This window comes from Polaribacter sp. M10 (assembly GCF_054968445.1).
Map to the genome: position 1 here is coordinate 204,726 of NZ_JBSSBG010000003.1, position 26,877 is coordinate 231,602.

23 protein-coding genes are annotated in these 26,877 nt (G+C 30.0%); 8 read left to right on the plus strand and 15 right to left on the minus strand.

Translation table 11 applies throughout. The features are described 5' to 3' along the window. Positions 1 to 44: 44 nt before the first annotated feature. The 3 genes from ACWYN7_RS05495 to ACWYN7_RS05505 are packed head-to-tail and all read right to left on the minus strand — an operon-like array spanning position 45 to position 3,642. Positions 45 to 1,850 (minus strand): GNAT family N-acyltransferase, encoded by a 1,806-nt coding sequence (locus tag ACWYN7_RS05495; RefSeq protein WP_462858845.1) that lies wholly within the window; start codon positions 1,848 to 1,850, stop codon positions 45 to 47. 57 nt (positions 1,851 to 1,907) lie between these two features. Further along, positions 1,908 to 3,161, minus strand: a complete 1,254-nt coding sequence (locus ACWYN7_RS05500; protein ID WP_462858846.1) for an aspartate kinase — start codon at positions 3,159 to 3,161, stop codon at positions 1,908 to 1,910. A gap of 1 nt (position 3,162) precedes the next feature. Then, on the minus strand, positions 3,163 to 3,642 hold the full coding sequence (locus ACWYN7_RS05505) for an N-acetyltransferase family protein (RefSeq protein ID WP_462858847.1): 480 nt from the start codon (positions 3,640 to 3,642) through the stop codon (positions 3,163 to 3,165). A 199-nt stretch (positions 3,643 to 3,841) separates the two neighbouring features. Between ACWYN7_RS05505 and fbp the strand changes: the two genes are divergently transcribed. Continuing rightward, positions 3,842 to 4,852, plus strand: coding sequence for a class 1 fructose-bisphosphatase (gene fbp, locus ACWYN7_RS05510; RefSeq protein ID WP_462858848.1), 1,011 nt, complete (start codon positions 3,842 to 3,844; stop codon positions 4,850 to 4,852). 111 nt (positions 4,853 to 4,963) lie between these two features. Then, complete coding sequence (locus tag ACWYN7_RS05515) at positions 4,964 to 5,572, plus strand: superoxide dismutase (RefSeq protein ID WP_462858849.1); 609 nt, start codon at positions 4,964 to 4,966, stop codon at positions 5,570 to 5,572. Positions 5,573 to 5,813: 241 nt separating this feature from the next. Here the strand turns inward: ACWYN7_RS05515 and ACWYN7_RS05520 are convergent, their stop codons facing one another. The 7 genes from ACWYN7_RS05520 to ACWYN7_RS05550 form a co-directional block, all read right to left on the minus strand. Next, a complete protein-coding gene (locus ACWYN7_RS05520; protein WP_462858850.1) occupies positions 5,814 to 6,419 on the minus strand; it encodes a hypothetical protein in 606 nt (201 codons plus the stop codon). 25 nt (positions 6,420 to 6,444) lie between these two features. Further along, a complete protein-coding gene (locus tag ACWYN7_RS05525) occupies positions 6,445 to 6,990 on the minus strand; it encodes a hypothetical protein (RefSeq protein WP_462858851.1) in 546 nt (181 codons plus the stop codon). 970 nt (positions 6,991 to 7,960) lie between these two features. Beyond that, complete coding sequence (locus ACWYN7_RS05530; RefSeq protein WP_462858852.1) at positions 7,961 to 9,643, minus strand: ELWxxDGT repeat protein; 1,683 nt, start codon at positions 9,641 to 9,643, stop codon at positions 7,961 to 7,963. A gap of 343 nt (positions 9,644 to 9,986) precedes the next feature. Continuing rightward, on the minus strand, positions 9,987 to 10,643 hold the full coding sequence (locus ACWYN7_RS05535) for a response regulator (protein ID WP_462858853.1): 657 nt from the start codon (positions 10,641 to 10,643) through the stop codon (positions 9,987 to 9,989). Continuing rightward, the gene (locus ACWYN7_RS05540) at positions 10,643 to 12,559 is read right to left on the minus strand and encodes a tetratricopeptide repeat-containing sensor histidine kinase (protein WP_462858854.1); all 1,917 of its coding nucleotides are present in this window, start codon (positions 12,557 to 12,559) and stop codon (positions 10,643 to 10,645) included. The genes ACWYN7_RS05535 and ACWYN7_RS05540 overlap by 1 nt, the downstream gene beginning before the upstream one ends. Positions 12,560 to 12,697: 138 nt before the next feature. Next, positions 12,698 to 14,596, minus strand: coding sequence for an amidophosphoribosyltransferase (locus ACWYN7_RS05545; RefSeq protein WP_462858855.1), 1,899 nt, complete (start codon positions 14,594 to 14,596; stop codon positions 12,698 to 12,700). 65 nt (positions 14,597 to 14,661) lie between these two features. Beyond that, positions 14,662 to 15,588, minus strand: coding sequence for a PfkB family carbohydrate kinase (locus ACWYN7_RS05550; protein ID WP_462858856.1), 927 nt, complete (start codon positions 15,586 to 15,588; stop codon positions 14,662 to 14,664). A gap of 180 nt (positions 15,589 to 15,768) precedes the next feature. On the opposite strand from ACWYN7_RS05550, the gene ACWYN7_RS05555 reads away from it, so the two are divergent. The 6 genes from ACWYN7_RS05555 (at position 15,769) to ACWYN7_RS05580 (ending at position 20,186) form a co-directional block, all read left to right on the plus strand. After that, positions 15,769 to 16,194: a SufE family protein gene (locus tag ACWYN7_RS05555; RefSeq protein WP_462858857.1), complete on the plus strand. Its 426-nt coding sequence runs from the start codon at positions 15,769 to 15,771 to the stop codon at positions 16,192 to 16,194. Between the two features lie 35 nt (positions 16,195 to 16,229). After that, the gene (locus ACWYN7_RS05560) at positions 16,230 to 16,550 is read left to right on the plus strand and encodes a DUF59 domain-containing protein (RefSeq protein WP_462858858.1); all 321 of its coding nucleotides are present in this window, start codon (positions 16,230 to 16,232) and stop codon (positions 16,548 to 16,550) included. A gap of 44 nt (positions 16,551 to 16,594) precedes the next feature. Continuing rightward, positions 16,595 to 17,101: a DUF2480 family protein gene (locus ACWYN7_RS05565; RefSeq protein ID WP_462858859.1), complete on the plus strand. Its 507-nt coding sequence runs from the start codon at positions 16,595 to 16,597 to the stop codon at positions 17,099 to 17,101. Between the two features lie 27 nt (positions 17,102 to 17,128). Beyond that, entirely contained in the window at positions 17,129 to 17,989 is an 861-nt protein-coding gene (locus tag ACWYN7_RS05570; RefSeq protein WP_462858860.1) for a DUF3078 domain-containing protein, read from the plus strand. 66 nt (positions 17,990 to 18,055) lie between these two features. After that, positions 18,056 to 18,976, plus strand: coding sequence for a DUF3078 domain-containing protein (locus ACWYN7_RS05575; RefSeq protein ID WP_462858861.1), 921 nt, complete (start codon positions 18,056 to 18,058; stop codon positions 18,974 to 18,976). A gap of 88 nt (positions 18,977 to 19,064) precedes the next feature. Continuing rightward, complete coding sequence (locus ACWYN7_RS05580; RefSeq protein WP_462858862.1) at positions 19,065 to 20,186, plus strand: CNNM domain-containing protein; 1,122 nt, start codon at positions 19,065 to 19,067, stop codon at positions 20,184 to 20,186. Between the two features lie 242 nt (positions 20,187 to 20,428). Here the strand turns inward: ACWYN7_RS05580 and ACWYN7_RS05585 are convergent, their stop codons facing one another. The 5 genes from ACWYN7_RS05585 to ACWYN7_RS05605 all read right to left on the minus strand — a co-directional run bounded on the left by ACWYN7_RS05585 (position 20,429) and on the right by ACWYN7_RS05605 (position 26,857). After that, positions 20,429 to 21,412 carry an acyl-ACP desaturase gene (locus tag ACWYN7_RS05585; RefSeq protein WP_462858863.1) on the minus strand — a complete coding sequence of 328 codons (984 nt, stop codon included), beginning with the start codon at positions 21,410 to 21,412 and terminating at the stop codon, positions 20,429 to 20,431. A 4-nt stretch (positions 21,413 to 21,416) separates the two neighbouring features. Continuing rightward, on the minus strand, positions 21,417 to 22,145 hold the full coding sequence (locus ACWYN7_RS05590) for a lysophospholipid acyltransferase family protein (RefSeq protein ID WP_462858864.1): 729 nt from the start codon (positions 22,143 to 22,145) through the stop codon (positions 21,417 to 21,419). Continuing rightward, positions 22,145 to 22,570 carry a hypothetical protein gene (locus ACWYN7_RS05595; protein WP_462858929.1) on the minus strand — a complete coding sequence of 142 codons (426 nt, stop codon included), beginning with the start codon at positions 22,568 to 22,570 and terminating at the stop codon, positions 22,145 to 22,147. Before ACWYN7_RS05595 ends, ACWYN7_RS05590 begins: the two co-directional genes overlap by 1 nt. A 96-nt stretch (positions 22,571 to 22,666) precedes the next feature. Further along, positions 22,667 to 24,301: a choice-of-anchor J domain-containing protein gene (locus ACWYN7_RS05600; RefSeq protein ID WP_462858865.1), complete on the minus strand. Its 1,635-nt coding sequence runs from the start codon at positions 24,299 to 24,301 to the stop codon at positions 22,667 to 22,669. Between the two features lie 18 nt (positions 24,302 to 24,319). Beyond that, on the minus strand, positions 24,320 to 26,857 hold the full coding sequence (locus ACWYN7_RS05605) for a TonB-dependent receptor (RefSeq protein WP_462858866.1): 2,538 nt from the start codon (positions 26,855 to 26,857) through the stop codon (positions 24,320 to 24,322). Positions 26,858 to 26,877: the final 20 nt, after the last annotated feature.

Here is a 26,877-nt window from a genome sequence, read left to right on the forward strand (position 1 = left end):
TCGGAAGTTTTGGCAGGTTTCATCAACATTAAACTGTGCTAAAACTACTTCTTATTCAACTCAGCAGCTTTACGTTCTAACTCTGCTTGAAATTCTTCCATAACAGGTTTTACAGTGCTTTCTGGTATGTCTGCCACCTTAATATACATTAAACCATCTACAGCATTGTTAAATTTTGGATCAACATTAAAAGCCACCAAACGTGCATTTTGTTTCACGTATTTTTTAATTAAAACCGGAATTCGAAGTGCACCAGGTTCTATTTCGTCGATAATTTTATCAAACTTTTGCATATCTGCTTTGGTAGCATCAAACACAAAATCTTTATCACCATCTTTTAATTTTACCTTGTATTCTTTCTTCGGATAAATATATTGTGCAATATAAGGATCGTAATAATGAGATTTCATAAACTCAATCATTAACGATTTAGAGAAATCTGAAAACTGATTGCTAATAGAAACGCCACCCATTAAATATTTATGTTCTGGATAACGTAAAGTAACGTGTACAATACCTTTCCAAAGCAAAAATAAAGGCATTGGTTTTTGTTGATATTCGCCAATAATAAAAGCACGTCCCATTTCTATGGTGTTTTCCATCATTTGATGCAATTCTGGCTCTATTCTAAACAAAGTTTGTATATAAAAACCATTAATACCATACTTTTTATAGATTTCTTTACCTAGCCCCATTCTGTAAGCGCCAGCCAAACATTTGGCTTCACTATCCCATAAAAACATATGATAATAATATTTATCATACTTGTCTAAATCTATGGCTTTGTTGGTACCTTCTCCAACATCTCTAAAGGTAATTTCTCTTAGCCTACCAATTTCGTGCAACAAATTCGGAATGTCTTTTGCGTTGGCAAAAAAGACTTCGTAGTTTTTACTTTGTAATAATCTACCATTATTTTCTCTTAAAGCATCTACCTCTTTAATAAAAGATTCTACACTTTTTTGTGGAGTAATTTTCTTAACAGATTTCTTAATTTTTATTTTTTCTGTTGATAAAATCTTGCTCTTTTTATCATAAGGATTTGCTAACATATACGTCTTCTTTCGAATAAATTCGTAAAAAGCAGATATGTCTTTAAATTCGTTTTGATCTTTTACAGCAATCGGTCTACCAATTCTAACTTTAACTAATTTATCATCTTGAGAAACAGCTTCTGATGGTAATTTTGCGGTTCTTAACGTATCAGAAATTTTAGATAAAAAGTAAAAAAATCGACTGTTTTTTGCATGAAAATATATAGGTATTACTGGTACTTGTGCTTTTTTTATCAAACGCACAGCACCTTCTTCCCAAGGTTTATCTACTTTTAATTTGCCCTCTGTATAGGTAGAAACTTCTCCTGCAGGAAAAATACCCAAAGGTTTACCCTCTTTTACATGTAATAAAGCACTTTTTATCCCTACAACACTAGATTTAGCATCCTTTCTATCTTCAAAAGGATTTACAGGCATTATATAAGGTTTTAAAGGTTCTATTCTGTGCAATAAGAAGTTGGCAATTATTTTATAATCATTTCTTTTTTCTGTTAAAAGTTTTAATAGCAAAATACCATCAATTCCTCCTAAAGGATGATTAGAAATGGTAATAAAGGGACCGTCTTTAGGAATTCTCTTTAAATCTTCTTCCGGAATTTGAAATTGTACATTACAATCTTCTAAAACAGCATTTAAAAACTCTAAATCAGATTTATTCTTATTCTTATCGTAAATCTCATTTACTTTAGAAATTCTTAATACTTTTATAAGCAACCAACCTATAAAGGTACCAACAAAACCAAGTTTCTGTAAACCAATTACTTGTGCTATTTCTTTAGAAGTTACTAATGCCATAAAGTTTAGTTAGAACTAAATGCAAACATAGTAAAAAAAACGAAGTTCTAATTTGTTTTAATTAGGATTAACAACTATTTGTGATGTTTCTTTATTTACCTGAGTTAATAATGATTTTCCTTTGCTTTCTATCAATTCTATTGCTTTATCATCAAAATGACGAATGGTATATAAATCTACTCCTTTTTGTACTTCAATTTTAAATTGATTTTTTAGTTCATTATAAAAAGCATCAAACTTATTGAACTTATTATCAATACAAACCGAAAAACTGATGGCAGAATTCTGAATTAAATTTACTTTCAGTTGATAATCGTGTAATTTTTGAAAGATAAAACTGATGTTGTTTTCTACCATAAACGAAAAATCTAAAGCAGAAATAGACACCAAAATCTGATCTTTCTTAACAATAAAACAAGGTATATAAGGCACCAATCTTGTACCTTTACTAACCTTTGTACCTGTTTCTTTAGGGTTTACAAAAGAACGCACCAATAACGGAATTTCTTTTCTTTCTATTGGTTGTAAGGTTTTTGGGTGAATTACAGAAGCTCCATAAAACGCCATTTCTATGGCTTCTTCATAAGAAATTTGCTCTAACAAAGTGGTATCAGAAAACACTCTTGGATCTGCATTTAAAACTCCAGGTACATCTTTCCAAATTGTAACGCTTTCTGCATTTAAACAATAAGCAAAAATACCGGCTGTATAATCTGAACCTTCTCTACCTAAAGTAGTGGTGTTTTCGGTATCATTTGCAGCAATAAAACCTTGAGTTATATTTATTTTAGAAGCATCTACTTTTTGGGTAATCAACTCTTCTGTTAGTTGCCAATCTACTTTTGCATCTCTATAATTACTATCTGTTTTTACATAGTTTCTAACATCGAACCAAATATTTTCTTGACCCAATTTTGCCAAATATGCACTTACTATTTTGGTTGATAATAATTCTCCAAAACAAATAATTTGATCGTAAACATAATTAAATCTTTGCGAGGTATTTCTAGCCAAAAACCAACCTAATTCGCCAAAAAGCACATCGATTTCTTTGTAAACCTCATCACTTTTATCAAACAAAGAACCCATAATATTTTTATGATATTCTTCTATAAAGTTTAATTTATTAGGTAAATCTTCTTTTTTATGATAATAAGAATCTATAACATCTTCAAAAGCATTTGTCATTTTACCCATTGCAGAAATTACAACTAAGGTATCTTTTGCTCCTTCATTTTTAATAATACTAGCAACATTTTTTACACTTTCCGCATCTTTTACAGATGCTCCTCCAAACTTAAAAATCTTCATTTTACTTATTTTCTATAAATTTTGCTAAATTCTCTTTATTCATTTGTACCACAGACCAATCGTTTAAATAAGTTGCACCTGTGCTTTTGTAAAATTCTATTGCATTGGTATTCCAATCGATAACTTCCCAAGCAACTCTATTGTAATTGTTATCGTAAGCATATTTTAAAACAGCTGTATATAAAGCCTTACCTGCTCCTATTTTTTGTTTTTCTTTGGTAACAATAAGGTCTTCTAAGTGAATGGTTCTACCTTTCCAAGTAGAAAAACGTTCATAAAAAAGTGCAATACCAATAATTTTATTTTCTTGTTCTGCCACAAAAACTTTAAATTTTGGATTTGCAGAAAAACCATCATTTATTAAATCTTCTACAGTAATTTCTACAGCATCTGGCTCTTTTTCAAAAACTGCTAATTCAGTAATTAAATCTAATACAGATTGCATATCTTTTTGTTGTCCTAACCTTATGTTGAAACTCATTTTTTAAAATTTTGGGTAAAGATACTTGATTTTATAATCGCTAAAAATTATTGAAGATTTTTGACAATAAAACTTATTTTGTTCAATTTTTTAAAGATTCTTGAAAACGCTTAACCACAGGTAAAATATAATTCGAAAACGTTGTAGTAACCCGAAAAAGTTTGGATATTTGTTAAATATCTAACTATTAATCATAATAATGGCAAAAAAAAATCAAACTTTAGGAGAATTTATCATTGAAAATCAGCAGGATTTTAAATATTCATCAGGAGAATTATCTCGCCTTTTAAACTCTTTACGATTAGCAGGTAAAGTTGTAAATCACGAAGTAAATAAAGCCGGACTTGTAGATATTACTGGAGCTGCAGGAGACACTAATATTCAAGGAGAAGATCAACAAAAGTTGGATGTTTATGCCAATGAAATTTTTATACAAACACTTACAGACAGAAATATTGTTTGTGGAATAGCGAGTGAAGAAGAAGACGATTTTATTATTATTAATAGTAAAGATGAGAATCATCAAAATAAATATGTTGTTCTTATGGATCCTTTAGATGGTTCATCAAACATAGACGTTAACGTTTCTGTTGGTACCATTTTTTCTATTTTTAGAAGGGTTACCCCTGTTGGAACACCTGTTGAATTACAAGATTTTTTACAATCTGGAGACCAACAAGTAGCTGCAGGTTATATTGTTTATGGTACCTCTACTATGTTGGTATATACTACAGGAAATGGTGTAAATGGCTTTACATTAAACCCTGCTTTAGGTAGTTGGTATTTATCACACCCTGATATGAAATTCCCAGAAGATGGAAGTATTTATTCTGTAAACGAAGGAAATTATTTAGATTTTCCTGCAGGAATTAAAATGTATATCAAATATTGTCAAGCAGAAGAAGGAGACAGACCTTATACAAGTAGGTATATAGGATCTTTGGTTTCTGATTTTCATAGAAATATGATAAAAGGTGGAATTTACATGTACCCTAAAGGATCAAAAAATCCGAAAGGAAAGCTACGTTTGTTGTATGAATGTAGTCCTATGGCATTTTTAGCAGAACAAGCTGGTGGTTTAGCCTCAGATGGGTATAAGAGAATTATGGAAATAGAACCTAAAGAATTGCATGAAAGAGTTCCTTTTATATGTGGAAGTAAAAATATGGTAAAAAAAGTTGAACAATTCATGCAAACTTTTGGTGAATAAATCTTTTTTATACAGTAATAAATTATCAAAACGTAAACTTCTTGTAAAACCATCTATTTATAGTTAGATTTGTGAAACAAAATTTAATTTAATCAATAAATATAAAGAATTATGGCTTTTGAATTACCAGAATTAGGATATGCTTATGATGCATTAGAACCAAATATTGATGCAAGAACTATGGAAATACACCATACAAAACATCATAATGGTTATACAACAAAATTAAATGCAGCTATTGAAGGAACAGAATTAGAAGGAAAATCTATCGAAGATATTTTAACTAATTTAGATATGAGTAACAGTGCTGTAAGAAATAATGGTGGTGGTTTTTACAACCACTCTTTATTTTGGTCTGTAATGAATCCTGAAAATGGTGGTTACTTATCTGGTGACTTAAAAGATGCAATTGAAGAAGCATTTGGTTCTAAAGAAGCGTTTATAGATGCTTTTTCTAAAGCTGCAGCTACTCAATTTGGTTCTGGATGGGCTTGGTTATGTGTTTTACCAGGTGGTAAAGTAGAAGTTTGTTCTACACCAAACCAAGACAACCCATTAATGCCAGGTGTAACTTGTGGTGGAACTCCAATCTTAGGATTAGACGTTTGGGAACATGCATACTATTTAAACTACCAAAATAGAAGACCAGATTATATTAGTGCTTTCTTTAAAGTAATTAACTGGAACGAAGTTGAAAGAAGATATGCAGAAGCTAAGTAATTAGCAAACAACATAAAGTAAAAAAAAGCATCCACTTCTGGATGCTTTTTTTATTGAAAAGAATTACCTATTACCGTAAAACTTGAATTCGATAATAGAATCTGTTGTTAAGAAATACTCACACTTTTTTCGTTTCAATAATTGGATTTGTATACTTTCTTCTAAAACAAAAGTTGTTGAAATTTCTATAAAACTAATAACTAAAAAAGTTAATACTATAATTTGGAATAATTATATAAAATTAATTTACCAAGCTATTAGTTTGGTCTGCACCAGCTAGTACAAGTTCGCTCAGATTAACTGAAAAACTTAAACTAATTTTTTCAGTATTATTTATAGGTGAAACAAAGTTATCAGATAATTCTGCCTCTAATACTTGAAATGTTGCAATATTATTCTCAATAGTAACTTTTAACTCTTGTGTAGGTCTTGAATTTACAAAAGGTGCATACCATTCTTGGCTTCCACTATTACCAATTCTTGCCACATTAAAAAAATATTGCCCAGTATCAACATCAAAATCTGCGTCTGGTCTGTGTACAAATGTTGTTGTTTGAGTAGGTAAATCTTTGATAAAAAGACGTACATAGGTACCTAAATCTGTACTTTGTGTTAGCACAAGATCTTTCTCAAAAACAGTAAAATCATATATTACACCATTAGAAAGAGAATAAGATGTAAAAGAATAATAGTTTAAACTACCTAGGTTAGTACTTGAGCTTAGTGTATTTTTTGCTAGAGAATTTGTAGGGTTATCTAAAATCTCTTCTTCTGATTCGTTACTTGTACAAGAAATCGCACTAAAAGCTAAGCCGAATAATATTAATAGAATTTTGTTAATTTTCATCTTTTCCTAGTGTATTTATTTTTAATTACATTGAAATCTCGCCAGCTTTTTCAGCAAAATCTAAAAGAATAGCTATTGTTTTTCCGTTTCCTTTTGCTATTGCATGAACTATTGAATTACCAGAGTTTTTATCAGTAAAAACTTTAAAACTTTTAATCTTGTATTTTTTTCCGCTATCTGATGTGTTTAATGCATTTTCGGTAACATACGACTCACTAACAGCTTGCCCCATTAATTGCGACATAGCCCCACTTACAATCTCATTATTGGCTAGAGTATTTACTTTTTCTAGGTTGCTTGCTAAATTATTTACATTTTTAACATTCATGTTTTTTGCATCTTTAATTGTGTTTACTGCTTTGGTAATATTTTTTAAAGACAACATAGATTTATTAACATAAACATAGGCAAATTTATCGTTGTTACTAGCAGTTTCTAATTTAACAACATCACCAACCTTAAATTCAGTTCCTTTTGATGTTTTATAAGGATTCTTACTTTTCTTTCCATTTACTTGTGCTAACATTAACATTGGAGTAAGCAACAATAGAATAATTACATTTTTTTTCATAATAGTATAGATTTAAAAATTAAAACAACAGCCCAAAACTCTTTGCTAATTCACCCAAAAAAAGAGACTGAGAATTGGATACTGTTTAAAACAATATTTTTATATATTTTTGGTTGTGATGAATTAACAATCCAAAGGTAGTATTGAAAAGAAATGAAGTAAATAGAGTTTATTGCGTAAATAACTAGGGTATTTACCGTATTTAATACTAAATCTGTAAATATGTGAGTTAAAAATTACAAGATTCGTTTTTTTTAAAGTTCCATCCTTTTTTCAAATATCCCTAAAAATTGGTTTAGAATGAAACTCAATTTCTGATTGATATTGTCCGTTTTTAGTAGATTCTTTCCAAACTAAAAACACCTAGTTTTTACAGTTGCATCAATTAGATAAAATTGAGTTTTTTTATGGTTTCTGATTTTACTTTAACCATTTTCAATTGAAATAGGTTACAAATAATCTTTCCATTTTTTTCTAAAAGAAAAACAAAAAATACACCGAATTTATGCCCTTTAATTTAAAAAGATTTCATTGCAAAAAGACACTTTGAATTGCAGTTATTCTTAAAGTTCTTTAAACCGACTTTTGTGACATTTTTTATTGAAGTTGTATCGATTTTTGTGCATTTATAAAAAGATTTTTTATCTTTCTTACCCACAAACCTGCAAAGATTTCTGATGTAATTCTAGAGATTGAGTTAATGAATCATGAAATTCGGTATTAATAGTACCTGTAAATCCCATAAAATTAATAATTAGCTGTATTTTACCTTTTGTTCATTAACTTCATTATAAAATACTGCGTCTTTATTACTAGAAAATAGCGCTAACAAAAAGAAGCTGTCTGAAAAGGAGCGTTATATGTCATTTTAAGGAGCGTCGAAAAATATATACGTTTGATTTTCAATAAATAAGATTTCTTCATTACAGTCTAAATGACAAGTTTTAATACTTTTCAGACAACCTATTTTTTATTGAATTATAATTTTTTTACTGATTAACTCTCCTGTATCTAAAAACAAATTAACCATATAAACACCTTTAGATGCATAAAAACTAACTCGGTTTGCTTTGGATGATATTTGAGGTTGATATACTATTTCTTTACCCAGAATATCATAAATTTTTAAACTTGCTTTTACATCTTTTAGCCCTTTAATATACAGTTGATCAGTGAAGTATATTTGAATTTGATTTGGTTTAAACTCACTTACAGACGCTGTATTACTACCCACATATTTATAAAGTTCTCTTCCTAAATCGCTACTTTGTTCTAAGTTTATTAATAATTCATTGGCTGTTGGATAAAATTCATAGAACATTGTATTTCCAGCTCCTTGAGTTAAATCTTGAATAATTTGTGTACCCGATTCTGTTCCGTCTGTTTTCCAGAGTTCAGTACCAGTATTGCCAAATTGAGTAGCAACAAAATATAATTCATCTTTAAAAATTGAAAAATAAAAAGGAAAAGATCCATCTAGGGCACTATCATTATCTATATCTATAACTTTAGTAGTACCTGATTCTGTTCCGTCTGTTTTCCAGAGCTCAACGTCATCACCTTCATTTCCTCTAAAATAAAGATCGTCTTTGTAAGGAAACATTTCTAAACTCTCAAAATTAAGATTACTTTTTAATACTCTTGTTCCGTTTAAAGTACCATCAGTTACCAATAAGTTTTCATTTTGTCCTGTTAAAGCGCCTTCAAAAAAAAGAAGTCCATTATGTACTTTTAGTAACTTTTCACTTTTTATTGAGCTGTCAATAGCATTGGTTCCGGCTGTAGTTCCATCCGAAGAAAACAACACATCAGTTGTTCCATCTTTTTTAGTGATAAAAATAGTACTATTTAGCTCTTCTAGATAAAAATCGCCACCTGATGTTCCTTCGTAAAAATCTTTTAACATAAAGGTTCCGTTCTCTGTGCCATCTGTTACATATAACTCTCTTCCATACTCTGTAGTTTCTGCAGTAAAATACATTTTACCGTCAGTTGCACTAAAAAAATCTTTAGGATCAGATCCTGAAGCACCTGGATTGATGTCTTTTACCAATTTTGTACCAGAAACAGAGCCGTCTGTAACCCAAAGTTCTCTTCCTGATTCGGAATTTTTAGCTACAAAGAATAGTTTATTTCCAATAACCATGTTTTCGTAACCTGATCCTAAAAAACTATATACTTGTATGTCTAAGAACTTATTTGTATTGGCTTGTGTACCGTCTGTAGACCATAAAGTAAAATCGAAGGAATTAAATTGATTGTAAAAGAATATTTTATTATTGAGTACTTGTGGTTTATAAAAATAAGTTTCTGTTAAAAGTGTAAAATTATCACCATCAAAAGCATAAGCACCTTGAACATTATTAATTCTGGCATTAAGATAAAGCATACCATTAAATTCTAATGGTTTATTAGAGGATTTTACCTCATTGTTATTTTGGTCTTTTACCACTTCTACAATGCCATTAGAATATTTAAACAAATAATTGCTAAAATTTTGCGAAGCTGTAAAATAAACCTGATTTTTATAAGTAATAAAGTTTGTTGAAAAACTATCTTTATTCCCTTCATTAATATCTTTAACCAACTCAATTTGAGCAAAAGCTATTGTGGTTACTACTAGATTAAATACTACTATTAATTTTCTTTTCATATCTCTTCATTTAAAATGTTATTGTAAATTTTAATTATGCTGTTTCAAAAAATTCAAATCTTATTCAATAGATTTTCCTTTTATCACTCTTTAAAATTCTTTTTCATTTTTTTTAATGTCCTTAGAAACTGTAACCATGTAAATATTTTAGAACACAACTAAAAGTGACAACAATTAAAACAGCATCCATTTCTATATTGTTAATTCATCCTAGAAAAGAATGCGAAATGAATACTGTTCTGTATTTTTTTAAGTAGGATGAATTAACACTTCAAAAATACTTTTGAAATAAAAGGGAGTAAATAGTGTATTTACCGTACTTAACTACGGTGTGTGAGGTATTTTAAGAAGTTAATCCGTTTTGGAAAGCAAAACGAATTAAAGAAGCCACATTATGAACATCTAATTTTTTCATAATATTGGTTCTATGCGTATCTACAGTTCTTGGGCTAATAAATAGTTTTTCGCCAATTTGATTGTTTGTAAAACCATTAGAAATTGCTATAATTATTTCTATTTCTCTTGGTGTTAAAGAATTTAATAAAGGTGATTTTTCTTTAGTTTCTGCCGTTAATTTTGAAACACTTTTATTGATGAGAAGTTCTTTTGTAACATCTGAATTAAAATAATCTTTACCCTTGTAAATTGTTTTAATGCCTTGTATTAAATCTTCTTTAGGAATTGTTTTAAGCATATAGCCTTTTACACCAATTTCTACTAACTCTGTTATAATAGAAGCTTCTTTGTGCATAGAAAGCATTGCTATTTTTGTATCTGTATATTTGGCTATAATTTGTTTTGCGGTTTCAATACCATTTAAAATAGGCATATCAATATCTAACAAAACAACGTCTACAGGTATGTTTTTAAGGAAATTTAAGGCTTCTTGACCATTTTCTAGTACAGCCAATACATTTATATCATTATCTAAACTTAAAGCATCTTTAATACCTAAAGCCATTAGTGGATGATCATCAACAATAAGCGTATGAATGGGCATTATTTTTTAATTTTGATAGTGACTAAAGTACCTTTTTCTGGACTTTTATCAAAATTAGCTTCTCCATTTACAATTTCTAAACGGCTTTTAATATTACTAAACCCCATTCCTTTTTTAGCTTTTTTATGGTCTATACCAATGCCATCATCTTCTACAATAAAGATAATATGATCTGCAGAATTAATTAGCTGTACACTTACTGATGTTGCTTTGCTATGTTTAATAATATTATTTACCAACTCTTGGGTAATTCGATATAAGGTAATTTCGATTTTTTCTTGTAATCTTTCTTTTAAATTAAAATGTTCAAAAGAATAATTAATATTAACATAGGCTAAACTTCCTTTTAGTAAATCATCAATAGCAGCTACCAAACCTAATTCACTTAAAGCTCTTGGCATCATTTGATGCGATATATTTCTTAAATCTTCACTAGAATTATTTAGTCTTGTTAAGATTTCTTTTACTTCTTTATCTTCTTCAATTTCTTTTTTCTTAAAAACGTTTCTAGATTTTAAAATAATACTACCAATCTGCTGCACAACACCATCATGCAATTCTCTAGCTATTTTACTACGTTCTTGTTCTTGAGCATCAATAATTGCTTTAAAACCACGTTCTTTTTCTTGCGTAATTTGCTGCTCGGCTTTTCGTTTATTTCGTTGATTAATGGCAAAAAATAGAATAACAGCTATTAACAATCCTCCAATCAATATAAAAACCCAACTTCTAGTTTTTGATAATTTTAACTCTGTCTCTGCCTTTTCTGTTCTGGTTTTTAGAAGTTCTTTTTCTTTCTTTTCTGTTTGATATTTCGTTTCTAACTCTAAAATAGCTTTGGTTTTTTCGTTTTCAAAAATGGTGTCTTTTACTTTATTATATTCTAAAGCATTTAAATATGCATTTTTATAATTCTTGAGTTTAAAATTAACTTTTGCCAAAAGTTGCAAGGCTCTAATTTTAATTTCATTAAAATTATTTTCTATGGCAAGTTTTAGTACTTTTTCAGCCTCTTTTTTAGATTTTGAAAATTGATTTGATTTTAAATAATTGTTGGATAAACCAATTGTTGCATCTGCTAATTCGTAAATATTATTTTCTTTTTCAAAAATTCTAATAGATTCTAAATATAAACTTCTGCTTTCAGTATAATACCCTAAACTATCCTTTGCATTTGCAATTTGAATATTCATATAAGGAACATATCGTTTATAGCCTAAATCTGAATACATTTTTTTTGCTTCAGTAGAATAATTTACAGATTCTTCATACAATTTTAGCTTTAGTAAGACACCTCCAATATTTCCGGTTGTAATTACAATACCAACATCATAATTATTTTCTTTATAAATTTTTAAAGCTTTTTGATAATATTCTAAAACCTTTTTAAACTCTTTTTGCTTTTTGTAGACAATTCCTATGTTTACCAAAACCATAGGTACTTTATCAAAGCTGGTTGTATTATTTTCGTAAATTTTTAATGCTTTAAAATAAGTTTCTAAAGCATTTATATAATCGCCTTTTTCATCATAAATAATTCCAATATTATTTAAACTATTTGCAATACCAATTGCATCTTTAATATCTTCTTTTATAAATAAGCTTTTCTCATAGTAAAATAATGCACTATCTAGTTTAGATATGTACTCAAAATTACTTCCTAATGTATTGTAGGAATTTGCAATACCTTTTTTAAAATTTATTTTTTTTGAGAGATTAAGGGCTTTTTTTGAGTATGCAAATGCACTATCCATATTTACATATTTATACTCCCAAGAAATTTCATCTAAAGCATCAATTAATAAAGTATCTGTAAACTTTGATAGATTATTTTTTAAACTATCTAATTTTGAGTTTTCTTGAGAAACTATATGAAATGAAAAAGAAATTAGAAATATTAAAATATATCTTTTCATAGCAGATTTGGTTAATTTGTTAAACAAATATGGCAAAAATTATTATCTTTTTCAAGTAAGTCCCTAAAATTAAGCACTTAATAAAAAAAAGCATCCTAAATTTAGGATGCTTTTTATAATAATATTATCTATGATAAATCAATAAGCACGCTCATCACTACCTTCATAGAAATTGATAAAAGCTTGGTTTACCACTCTCATTCCTCCAGGAGTTGGATAATTACCTGTAAAATACCAATCTCCTAAATTATCAGGACATGCTTTGTGCAAACCTTCTATAGATTGATAAATAACCTCTACCTCAGCTTTTATATCTTTTGTTTTAAGCATTTCTGCAATTTTAACAGAAATCTGTTCTGCTGTAAAAGGCTTGTAAATTCCTTTAACATGGTTTACAATTTCTGCATCTGTTTTTTGTTGTTGCTCTTTACACAACTTATACACATCGCCTACAATATGATATTGATTGGTATCTTTTAGCAATTCTAAAGCTGCTTTAAAAGCAATAAAAGCATCTATTCTTGCCATATCAATTCCATAACAATCTGGGTATCGAATTTGTGGCGCAGAAGAAACTACTACTATTTTTTTAGGGTTTAAACGATCTAAAATCTTAATAATACTTTTCTTTAAGGTTGTACCACGTACAATACTATCATCTATAATAACCAAATTATCTGTAGGTTTTACAACACCGTAAGTAATGTCGTAAACATGTTCTACCAAATCATCTCTAGAATTATCGTCTGCAATAAAGGTTCTTAATTTTGCATCTTTAATGGCAATTTTTTCAAAACGAGGTCTTTCTGATAGAATTTCGGTAACTTTTTCTGCAGACAATTGCTTGCCTCCTTCTAATATTTTTGCTGTTTTTTGTTGATTTAATAAATCTTCTGCAGCTTCTGTCATTCCGTAAAAAGAAGTTTCTGCGGTATTCGGTATAAAAGAAAAAACAGTGTTAGAAATATCGCTATCAATTGATTTTAATATTTCTGGAAAAACATATTTTCCTAAATTTTTACGTTCTTCGTAAATAGAAGCATCACTACCTCTAGAAAAGTAAATACGCTCAAAAGAACAAGCTAAATTTTCTCTTGGTTCGTTTACTTTTTTAATTGATGTTTTTCCGCTTTTTTTAATAATTAGTGCATGTCCTCTTTCTAATTCTTGAACATCATTAATATTTACATTAAAAACAGTTTGAATTACGGGTCTTTCTGATGCTACTACAACAACCTCATCATCTTCATAAAAATAAGTAGGTCTTATTCCATTTGGATCTCTTAATACAAAAGCATCTCCATGACCAACCAAACCAGCCATTGCATAACCACCATCCCAACTTCTAGAAGATCTTTTTAAAACTTTTTTTAACTTTAAATTTTCTTCTATGTATGGTGATGCATTTCTTTTATTAAATCCTTTTTTCTTAGCTTCTTGGTATAATTTAGCCACTTCGTCTTCTAAAAAATGACCAATTTTTTCCATTACAGTAACTGTATCTGTAAATTCTTTTGGATGTTGCCCTAACTCGATTAACTCTTCTAGTATTTGATTAGAGTTAGTCATGTTAAAGTTACCGGCTACAATTAGGTTTTTGTGTTTCCAGTTACTTTGTCTTAAAAAAGGATGTACACTTTCTATGCTATTTTTACCAAAAGTTCCATAACGTACGTGTCCTAAAAATAAGTTACCTACGTAAGGCATATTTTCTTCTTGCCAAGCAACATCGTCTTTTTTATCTGGATTTTCTTCTAAAACACCATTTAAACGTCCATTAATTTGGGCAAAAATATCTTGAATTGGTTGAGGCTGATTTGAACGAACTCTACTAATATATCTTGTACCAGGTTCTACATTAAATTTTACACTTGCAAAACCAGCACCATCTTGGCCACGATTGTGTTGCTTTTCCATCAACAAATACATTTTATTAATTCCGTAAAAAGCAGAACCGTATTTATCTTTATAAAATTGCAAAGGTTTCTTTAATCTAACTAGTGCAATTCCGCATTCGTGTTTAATTGCGTCACTCATTTAAGTAATTGTTTTGTTGTATGTTTTGTATAAAAAAATCCGCGTTTTTAGACGCGGATTTTTATTTATGTTAATTCTATGTCAAACTGCGTTAACTGCTTAAATGCTTGCAAACGTATTTTTACTTCATTTTCAGTTAGTTCTTGCATTCGCTCTGTACCAAATTTTTCTACGCAAAAGGACGCTAAATTAGAACCGTAAATAATTGCGTTTTTCATATTATCAAAAGAAATGTTTTCTGTTTTTGCCAAATAGCCACAAAAACCACCTGCAAAAGTATCTCCTGCTCCTGTAGGGTCAAAAACTTCTGCTAAAGGCAATGCTGGTGCAAAAAACATGTTTTCTTCATTAAATAATAAAGCTCCATGCTCTCCTTTTTTAATTACAACATATTTTGGACCCATTTCATGGATTTTCTTTGCTGCATTTACCAAAGAATATTCACCAGAAAGCTGACGTGCTTCTTCATCATTAATGGTAATAACGTCTACTCTTTTTAGTACTGTATGTAAGTCTTCTAAAGCTATATCCATCCAAAAATTCATAGTATCTAAAACTACTAATTTTGGTTCTTCTTCTAATTGATCTAAAACAGAAGCTTGTGTTAATGGGTGTAAATTACCCAACATTACAATACCTGCATTTTTAAAATTTTCTGGCACAACTGGCTCAAAATTTTCTAGTACGTTTAATTCTGTAATTAACGTATCTCTAGAATTCATATCATTATGATATTTACCACTCCAGAAAAAAGTTTTGCCTTCTTTTATAATTTCAATTCCATCAGTATTAATTCCTTTAGAATTCATCATTTTTAAATACGAATCAGGGAAATCTCCACCTACAACAGAAACTACACCTGTTTCTACACCAAACTGACTTGCAGCTAAACCTACAAAAATTCCAGAACCACCAAGAATTTTATCGGTTTTACCAAAAGGTGTTTCAATTGCATCGAATGCTACAGTACCAACTGCCAATAATTTGCTCATATGTACATTTTAACCTTCTAAAAAGAAGGGATTTTTACAATGCGAGAAATAGTAATCTCTCAAAAATTTGTTAATAAAAAATCTTTCTTTTATCTTATTGCGGCATAAAATGCCTTTTTATGAGTAATTTTGCACAACAACAGTGCAATAAATTACAAAAGGCAAAAATAAGTTTTAAAAATGACTATCAAAGAAATACAAGAAGAAATTATTGATGAGTTTTCTATGTTTGATGATTGGATGGAGCGTTACGAATACATTATAGAATTAGGTAAATCTTTACCAATTATTGATGCTCAATATAAATTAGACGAAAATTTAATTAAAGGATGCCAGTCTAAAGTTTGGCTATATTCTGAATTAGAAAACGATACTATTAAATACACTGCAGACAGCGATGCAATTTTAACCAAAGGAATTGTGGCACTATTATTGCGCGTTTTTTCTAAACAAAAACCTGCAGACATTTTAAATGCAGATACAGATTTTATAGACGAAATTGGTTTAAAAGAACATTTGTCTCCTACAAGAGCAAACGGACTAGTTTCTATGGTAAAACAGATAAAAATGTACGCAATTGCACAACAAACTAAATTAGCAAATTAAGACAACTACTTCTGTAGACATTACAAAATATTAAGATGACAGATAAAGAATTAGAAGAAATAGGAGATAAAATTATAAGAGTTTTAAAAACTATTTTCGATCCAGAAATACCAGTAGATATTTACGAATTAGGTTTAATTTACGATGTTTTTGTTTCGGATGAAAACAATGCAAAAATTTTAATGACTTTAACTTCTCCTAACTGCCCAGTTGCAGAAACATTACCTGTAGAAGTAGAAGATAAAGTAAAGTCTTTAAAAGAAATAAACGAGTGCGAAGTAGAAATTACTTTCGACCCAACTTGGACTCAAGAAATGATGAGTGAAGAAGCAAAGTTAGAATTAGGAATGCTTTAGTGTTCAGTGTTCAAAACTAAAAAAACTTTGAAACTTAAAGAAAAATGGAAGAAATTATAAATAGAGTTGCCAATAGCAAACTAAAAACTTTTGACCTAGAAGAAATTTATCCTGAAGGTAAAAGAGTTTTGTTTGATATTAAAGATTGGCTATACCAAGAGTTAATTCTAAAAGAAAAAGATTTTAGAGAGGCTGTAAAAAACCATGATTGGGATCAGTACAAAAATTCTTTTGTAGCAGTTACATGCTCTGTAGATGCTATAGTGCCTTCTTGGGCATTTATGTTAGTAGCATCAGAATTAATGCCATTTGCTAATAAAGTGGTTATTGGCGATTTAGAATTGTTAGAAACTGTAATTTATCAAGAATTAATTGGCTTTTTAGATTTAAGAGATTTTGCTAATACCCCAGTAATTATAAAAGGTTGTGCAGAAAAACCAATACCTGCATCTGCATTTGCTTTTTTAATAGAAAAATTACAACCTATTGCAAAGTCGATTATGTTTGGCGAAGCTTGCTCAACAGTACCTCTATATAGGTCTAAAATTTAATATTTGTGTAATTCAAAGTTTGATATCGTGAAAAATTTATTGCTACTGCTTTTCTTTTTAAGCTCTCTAAGCGTTTTATCTCAAAAGAAGAAAAAAACAGAACCACAACCCAAATGGAAAATTAAAGGCAAATTTGCTTTTGTTTTTAATCAATCTTCATTTTCGAATTGGTCTTCTGGAGGAGAAAATACAATAGCTGGTAACTTTAACGTGAATTACGATTTTAATTACAAAAAAAACAACGTAAACTGGGATACTAGACTAATAACTAGTTACGGATTAAGTCATTTAAGCGAAAATGGTTGGAGAAAAACAGATGATCGTTTCGAATTAAATTCTGTACTTGGTATTAAAACAACTACATATTGGTTTTTTTCGTTTATCAGCAATTTTAAATCTCAATATACAAAAGGTTTTAATTACAATGTAGACCCAAAAGTAACTGTTTCAGATTTTTTATCGCCTGCATATTTAACTTTTGGTCCAGGAATGCTATGGAAAAAATCGGATAACTTAAACGTTAATATTGCTCCTGGTACAGCCAGATACACTTTTGTTAACGACGCTTTTTCTGGTAAATTTGGTGTAGATGAAGGTAGAAATACTGCTTTTAGTTTAGGCTTTAACTTATCTGGCTATTATAAATTTAACTTAATGGAAAATATTCAGATGGAAAACATATTAACGCTTTATTCTGATTATTTAGCAAACATTGGCAATATTGATACTGATTATCAAACAAATATCCGTTTTAAGGTAAACAAATCTATTAAAATGCTTATGACTTTCCATACCATAATAGATGATAATGCTTCTAGTAGAATTCAATTTAAACAACTTTTTGGCTTAGGCGTTAACTATAATTTCCACGATAAAGTGACTTATTAATAAATTTATGGTCTAAAGGATACAGTGTACTTTTACACGCTTATTTTTTAAAGTAAAAACATAAAAATGAAAAAACTTTCTATTCTACTATTATTAGTATGCATTGGCTTTACTGCAAATGCACAAACTGCTGAAGAATTAAAAAAAGAATTGGCTCCTAAAAAAGCACAAATTGCAAAATTAGAAGGAGAAGTAAAAGCTTTACAAGCAAAAATTAATGCATTACCTGGCTGGAGAAAAGGTGCTTTTGGTACTATTGGCGCAAGTTTATCTGGTTTTAACAATTGGTATGCAAGAACAGCTCCAAATACGGCTGCAGGTAACATTGGTGTTACTGTAAATGCATTTGCAAACTTAATTGAAGAAGATTTTTTCTGGAGAAACTCTGGAACAATCAATTTAGGTTGGGTTAAATTTGATGATAAAGACGACCCTACAGATTCTGGTAAATTTGAAACTGCAACAGACGTTTTTACCATTTCTTCTTTATATGGGAAAAGATTAAATAAAAAATGGGCAATTTCTGCATTAGGTGAATACAGAACTACTTTGTTAGATAACTTTAATGATCCTGGATATTTAGATTTTGGTGCTGGTGCAACCTGGACACCAACAAGCCATTTGGTAGTTGTTATACACCCTGGAAACTACAATTTTGTTTTTAGTAGCGGAGACACAGTTTTTGAATCTTCTTTAGGTGCTAAAATTGTAGCAGATTATACAAATAAATATGGAGGTTTAAGTGTAAAATCGAACCTATCTATGTTTCAAAGCTATAAAGATGGTGATTTATCTAACTGGACATGGACCAACTCTTTTGGTTACACAATCTGGAAAGGAATTGGTTTAGGTTTTGAGTTTGGTTTAAGAAACAACAAACAAGAAGCTTTAAATAATGCTAAAATTGAAAACCCTGCAGAAACTTTTGATACCATAGATAATAAATTACAATCTTATTGGTTGTTTGGTTTAAGCTACGCTTTCTAAAGAAAATATAAAAATAACAAATATAAAAACCTCAAGAATTTCTTGAGGTTTTATATTTTAATTACTTTTATAACTTAAATTACTATAGATGACTTTATTAATAATTTACGCAACAATTTCTATTTTCTTCTCATTTCTGTGCTCTATCTTAGAAGCGGTTTTATTGAGTATTACTCCAACATTCATCAACCTAAAAAAGAGCGAAGGCGAAAGTTATGCAACTGAACTAGAAGTTTTAAAGAAAGATGTAGATAAACCTTTAATTGCCATTTTAACAATTAACACCATTGCACATACAGTTGGTGCTATTTTAGTGGGTGTACAAGCAAAAGTAGCTTATGTAGAAATGTATGGCACTAACACAAGTAGTGTTTTAGGTTTTGAGTTTACAGAAGAAGTTATGGTGGGTGTGGTTTCTACAATAATGACCATTCTAATTTTAGTAGCTTCAGAAATTATACCAAAAACTATTGGTGCAACGTATTGGAAACAATTAGCAAACTTTACTTCTAAAGCCTTAAATATTATGATATTTCCGTTAAAATGGACAGGTATTCTTTGGGTTTTACAGCTTACTACAAAATTAATTGGTGGTAAAGGTCATGGTAGTATTTTAAGTAGAGAAGGCTTTTTAGTGATGACAGAAATGGCTGAAAAAGATGGCGTTTTTCAAAAGAATGAAAGTAAAGTAATTCGAAATCTTTTAGGTTTTAAAGAAATAAAAGTAAATGATGTAATGACTCCAAGAACGGTTTTAGAAACTGCTGATGAAAGTCAGACCATTCAATCTTTTTACAACGATCATAAAAATTTACGTTTTTCTAGAATTCCTGTTTATAAAGAAAATCCTGATGAAATTACTGGTTATTTTCTAAAGGATAATTTATTAGAAGCCATAATAAATGGTAAAGGAACAGATACTTTAGCCACCATAAGAAGAGACATTTTAATTACCAATAGAGAATTATCCATTCCAGATTTATTTGATAAATTAATTAAAGAAAAAGAACATATTGCTTTAGTTGTAGACGAGTATGGTTCTGTTAGTGGATTAGTTTCTCAGGAAGATGTTATTGAAACATTATTAGGTTTAGAAATTATGGACGAAACCGATAATATTGCAGATTTACAATCTTTTGCCAGAAAATCTTGGGAAAATAGAGCTAAAAGAATGGGGATTATACAAGAAGAAAATACAGATGAATCATAATATTGATCTTTAAAAAGTAGAATAACTTAAATGTTATTGAAAAAATTACAGCCCCTTCAGGTTTTGGAAACCAGAAGGGGCTGTAATTTTTTGTTTTCTTAATTCTATTACAAATTAAAAAATAAATATTGTTTTCTGAAACTAACTAAAATCAACAAACAAGTTTAGCCCTGATTGCAACGACATCCTTTTTTGCTTTTCGCAAAAAAGATATAGTGGAAAGCAGGAAATAGCTTCTAAAACTAACTAGGTTGTAACATCCACTTAAACTGAAAGTCTGTATCTGGTACTTTAATTCTTTCGGTAATTCTGTACATTCTGTCTGGAAGCTTCATTAAGTAATCTCTTGCTTTTTCTGCTTCTGGAGTTAGGTTTGTTATTTTATCAATTTCCCACATGGTGTTCAATTTCTTTAAAATATCTACATAATCGAAACCAGTGTATACGCCAATTCTTTGTGCAACTGTAGAGAAATCGTCGAATAAGCTTCCTTTTGCGCCAAAAGATTCTCTTAAATGCATGGCTGGCATAACAATTTTGTGTTTCATCATGTGCTGAAAAGCCAACATCATTTCACTGGCATCTATCTGAAAAATTTCTTTTACAAAATGTGCATATGCTTGGTGATGACGCATTTCGTCTCCTGCAATAATTTTAGACATTTTTGCCAATGCTTTATGTCCTTTTTTACGAGCAATTTTAGCTACATTGTTATGAGAAACATAAGTAGCCAACTCTTGAAAAGTAGTATATACAAAGTTTTTATATGGATCTGTTGATGTACCAATATCAAAACCATCTGCAATTAAATGTTGTGTAGAAATTTCTACTTCGCGCATATTTACACGTCCTGATAAATACAAGTATTTATTTAAAACATCTCCATGTCTGTTTTCTTCGGCTGTCCATGTTCTTACCCATTTTGCCCAACTATTGTCTGGATCTTGGGTAACACCATCTAAATCTAACAACCATGATTCGTATGTTGGCAAGGCTTCTTCTGTAATTGTATCACCTACTAAAACCACCCAGAAATCGTCATGCAATTCTTTAGATATTTCTCTAATTTCTTCTACTTCTGAAATAAAAGAATCTTTTTGTGAGTTGGGTAAGAAATCTGTAGGTTGCCAAATTTTTTCTGCTGGTATTAAATAGGTTTCCATAAAGTGCTGCATCTTTTTTTCTAAAGTTAACATCACTTCTTTTCTAACGTTATGTATCGACATAATTTTATTTTATATGTTTTGTAATTACTGATTCTGTCTTTTCTAACAATTCATCAAAAGGCATTGAATCAATTTTTATAGGTTTATGTGTTGTAATGGTAATTGGACTACCTAAACCTAAAGGAAATTTTCCATATTTGAAAACTTTCCACGAATTATTTATGGTTAAAGGTACAACATAACCATCTTTATTAAATTTGGTAATTACTTTTAACCCGTTTGAAGAAAACTTTTTAGGTTTACCTGTTTTACTTCTTGTGCCTTCAGGGAAAATGGTTGCTCCCCATTTGTTTTGTTTTATTCTTTTAGCAAACTCTACCAAAGCTGAAATAGCTTGTTTTGGATCTTTTCTATTGATAAGTGCTGCACCTCCGTTTCTTAAATTGTAAGACACACTTGGGATGCCTTTTCCTAACTCAATTTTAGCAACAAATTTGGGGTTGTATTTTCTAAAAAACCAACCAATTGGTGGAATATCAAATGTACTTTGATGGTTTGAAACAAAAATCAATGATGCTTCTTTAGGTAAGGTATGTTCGTTTTTAAGATAGATAGGGATTCCTAAAATCAACATTGATTTTACCAAACAAAAATTTAAAGCGGCAACCACTTTTGCATGTGCATTATGCCCAAAAAGGTTAAAACTCAACCATTGAAATGGATGAAAAAAAACCAATAAAAGAATAAATGTGACTGCAAAAATTGGTGAAAGTATGTAACTGATTATTTTCATTAACTAAACCAATTAGACCAAGGAATTCTTGAAAGAATTAGTACTAATGCCAATCCGTAAAAGATGGCAAATGTTTTAAACTTTGCACCACTTTCTGTTTTCTTTTTATGTTTAGACCAACCTATGGTGATCAATACGATTGCTAAAATCATCATTATTGGGTGTTCTACCGCTAATAATCTTGCTGTTTTGTCTGCCATGACTTCACCTGCATCGCTTTTTAAAGCTTTGTACCAAGGAGACATAAAATACCAAGCTAAACCTATTAATAATTGAATATGAGAAACAATTAAACCAAATAAACCTATTCTTAAATCTTTATCTGTAAATTGTTTTTTTTGTACCAAACCAATTATTGCGTTTACAACTGCAAAAATTAATATTAGCAATACTAAGTAAGCCCAATAAGAGTGAACATTTTTCATCATAATACGTATAGTTTAATGCTGTAAAGTTACAATTTTATGTATAAAAAAACCACCTCTGTAGAGGTGGTTTTAAAATATTTATAATTTAAAGAATTAGTCGTTTCTTACGTAAACGCCACCTTCTAAAATATAATTAATTACAATGTTATGAGAAGAACCATCATATACATAAACAGTAATTGCAAATTTTTGTCCTTCTTCCATACCTGGGTAATTGCTAACGATAACTGTATTTAATGCAGCATCTATTTGCTCGTCTGTCCAGTTAAAAGTACTAATGTTACCATAAGCTTCTAGATTTTGAACAGCACTTTCATAACCTGCAACAGTTTTATACGTACTTGCAATTAAATCGTAATCAGCAGCAACTAATTCGTACTTAATAGTATTATCTGGCACCCAAGTTGTACCATCATGTGCCAATTGTAAAGAAGTAGTAATTGTAGATTCGAAACCTGACCAAACACCTGATTCTTTTGTATATAAATCTCCACGTACTTGAGCTCCACTTGAGCTTGAAAAGTAATCGTAAATTACAGTTAATGCATCACCTTCTAAAGCATAAGGATATTTCGTATCTAAGAAAGTTGGTAAATAATCTGATGGTGGTGTTGAACTACCAAAGTTATCATATCTTCCTGGTTGTCCAGACGCTTCACCCATTGAATCGAAATCTGCAGAACTAACAAAGTATACATCTTCTATAACTTCCCAAGCACCATCTGTATAGATAAAAAATGCTCCCATATCAGAGGTTTCACCTGTTGCTCCAACAGTTTTTACAGCTAAACTTTCAACTCTCCATCTTCCTGCATCAGAATCTGTAGATTCGTATTTTAATGCAATATTAATAGTTTCTCCTTCATATGCAGAGAAATCATAGTCTTCAGAGGCAGCCATATCTCCAGTAGCTGGATTACTTAATGTAATTTCATCCCAAGTTGCAGTAGCAATGTCATCAGTATAATCTTTAGAAACTAAAATTTTAAGCAAAGAAGGATCATTAGCATAATCTAATTCTTGTGTAATTTGAAATTTAAGATTTGATTCGCTAGTTAAATCGATAGTTGGTGAAACAATCCACTCTGTATTTGCAACTTGGCCACCAAAATAGCTATTACCTTGTACATAACCTGATTGTGATGTCCAAACATCGTCGTCACCAAATTCTTCAGCAACAACCCATCCTTCCATACTTGCAGCAAAATTATATTCAACAAGATTTGCTAAACCTACAACAGGTGTTTCTGTGTATTTTTTATATTTTGCTAATAAAATTTGCCCTTCTGTTGGGCTTGCAACTTGTGCATCTAATATTGCTGGAATTTGATCAATTTCATTTACATCTGGATAAAAGCCAAAAGCATCACTACCAGTTGTAGCGTAATCTGAATTTGTAAATTCATAAGCAGAAGCGCTTGTATAATCACTAATTCCTGGTGCATTACCAATATATAATTGATATTCGATTAATGCAGAAGAGCCTTTACCCCAAACTGGGTATTTGTCTGCTAAAAACGCTGGTAAAGCTGCTTTAGCATCATCTTCTGAGCTAAAACTACCAAAAGATAATTCTAATTCTTCGTAATCATCATCGGTTAATGTATATACTACGTCTCCTACAACAGCATTAGATTCTGCATCTACTTCTGTGTAAATATCTTCTAATGGATCACAAGAAGTGAAAACCATTGAAAAAACTGTTAATAATAAAAGTATTTTTTTCATTTTTATATTGTTTTTTATCTAAAATTCAACTTTTAATCCTAAACTAAATGTTCTACCTGCTCCATAGTAAACTTGTGCAGTATCATAGTTTGAATTAGAACCGTTATTTGCATCAGAAATATATTCTACATCAAATATATTATTAAAGTTTGCTGATAATGTAGACGCAAATCCTCCAATATCGAAACCATGTCTAATACCAAAATCAAATAAGTGGTAATTTGGTAATTTCCAAGTATCTACACCTTGTTCTGCTTCATCTGTTCTAGAAGTTACATTCATTGTTGCATAATTGTCTCCTGCGTAATTGTAATCTAAAGAAATATTAGTTTTTTCTAATAAATCATATTGAATACCAAATGCAAAAGTGGTTTGTGCAGCATCTGAAACTTTTAAATCTTTAGCGTAAACTGTTGATGTGGCAATAACCTCTCCTGTAGTATCATTAAATGTACTTGCAGATGCATTATCTTGCCATCTCCAGTTTCCTAAAGAAGCCATACCTGTAATAGATAATTTATCTATTGGTCTAAATAAGAAATCTATTTCTAAACCTTGGTGTAATGCGTCTAATCCTGTAACGTTAGAAGTAATAAACTCACCATCTGCTCCTGGTAAAGAGAATGTCATAAATCTATCTATCCAAGCTGTGTGATATAAGTTAACATTTGCAGAAAACACTTGAGTTTTAAAACCATAACCTAATTCTACACTAAATACTTTTTCGTTTAAAGCACCTTCGTATAAATCTACATCGTAATCGCTGTTAAATACGTTGTCTGCAATAGGTGCTCTTGAGAAATAACCAATATTTGCAAATACATTTTGAGAATCTGTATAGTTGTAATTTGCCCCTCCTTTAATACTGTATCCATAAAAATTAGCAGTTTCTGACTCTCTTGTTTCATCACCAAAAGACATTCTGTCTACTTTGCTGTATACTGAGTTTGATACAGAAGAAGAAACGAATAAAGATAAATCATCTTTACTATATTCTAACTGACCAAATACACCATATCTACCAACTTTACCATCGTAATCTTTATTAAAACGATCTCCTACTTTTAAAGCTTGACCTCCTGTTCTTTCATCTAAATCTGAGTTATAGTAGTATTCACCACCTAAAAGGTCTGTAACTTCATACCAGTGAGAACCTATATAATATCTTGCATCAAGACCACCTGATAATGTTAATGTTTCTGATAAATCAGTTTTTAAAGTAGATAAAACTCCATACCATTCGTGAGAGTTTTTAGAAGCTGCAAAAATATCTGTTGCACCATTTGCTCCATTTGCAATATTTTCGTCAACAATTCTATCGAAATCAATTGGTTGATCTATATCACCTAATCTATAAGAATCATTAGAAAATTTTGTACCTTGAGTTCTTCTACCACCTCCAGAACCGAAAGAAGCATATAAAGATGTAGTTAAGAATGTAGCATCAGAAATAATCCAATCGTGATTTAAAGAAATCTGAGGTTTGTGATAAAAGTTAAAAGAAGAGTTTTCTACTTTTCCATTTCTAAAACCCCAATCAGGATTAAATCTTTTTCCACCTTGTTGTGTAGCTCTATATTGAGCAATTGTTCTTCTATTAAATCTTTGTCCATGCTCTTGAATTGTACCAATTGCATTAAAAGATAATTTATGGTTTTCGTTAACTTGATTAGAGATGTTTAAAAAGTAGTTAAACCCTTCGAATTGTAAACCATTTACATATCCTTCTCCTGAAACTGTTGCAGCAGATGCAGTAACAGCAAAACCATTATCCATTAAACCTGTAGACAAAGTCATTCCATATTTTTGATAACCGTCATTACCAGTGCTCATTCTTATAGCACCACCTTTAACAGCATCTGTAGATTTAGATATAATGTTAATTGTACCTCCAATAGATGGCACAGCAACTTTAGATGCTCCTAAACCTCTTTGTACTTGCATTGCCGAAGTTACATCTGATAAACCAGCCCAGTTAGACCAATATACAGCTCCATTTTCCATATCATTAACAGGAATACCGTTAATCATTACAGCAATATTTTGAGTTCTAAATCCACGTAAGTTGATTTCTCCATCTCCATAACCTCCACCAGATTTAGTTGCATAAACACCAGGTGTTGATTTTAAAATTTCTGGAAATTCTTGACCTCCTAATTTAGCCTCAATATCTGCAGCTTTTACAGTAGATACAGCAACAGGTGTTTTTCTACCGATTGCAAATGATGTAGCTGTAACCACAATTTCATCTAAAATAGCATCTTCTTCTAACTTGATATTACCAAGTTTCGATTTCGCTGAAGAAAATGAAATTTCTTTAGTTTTGTAACCAATAAAAGAGATTACTAAAGTACCATTACTAGATTTTGCATTTAAGGTAAAGTTACCATCAAAATCTGTAGATACACCATTAGTTGTTCCTTTTTCAAGAACACTTGCTCCAGGTAATGGTTGATTTGTTTCATCAACAATTGTTCCTGAAATTTTAGTTTGCCCTAATACAGTAGCTGTCACAAAAAATAAAGCTACAAATAATAAGTTTTTAAAATTTTTCATTATTTAATTTGTTTATTGAA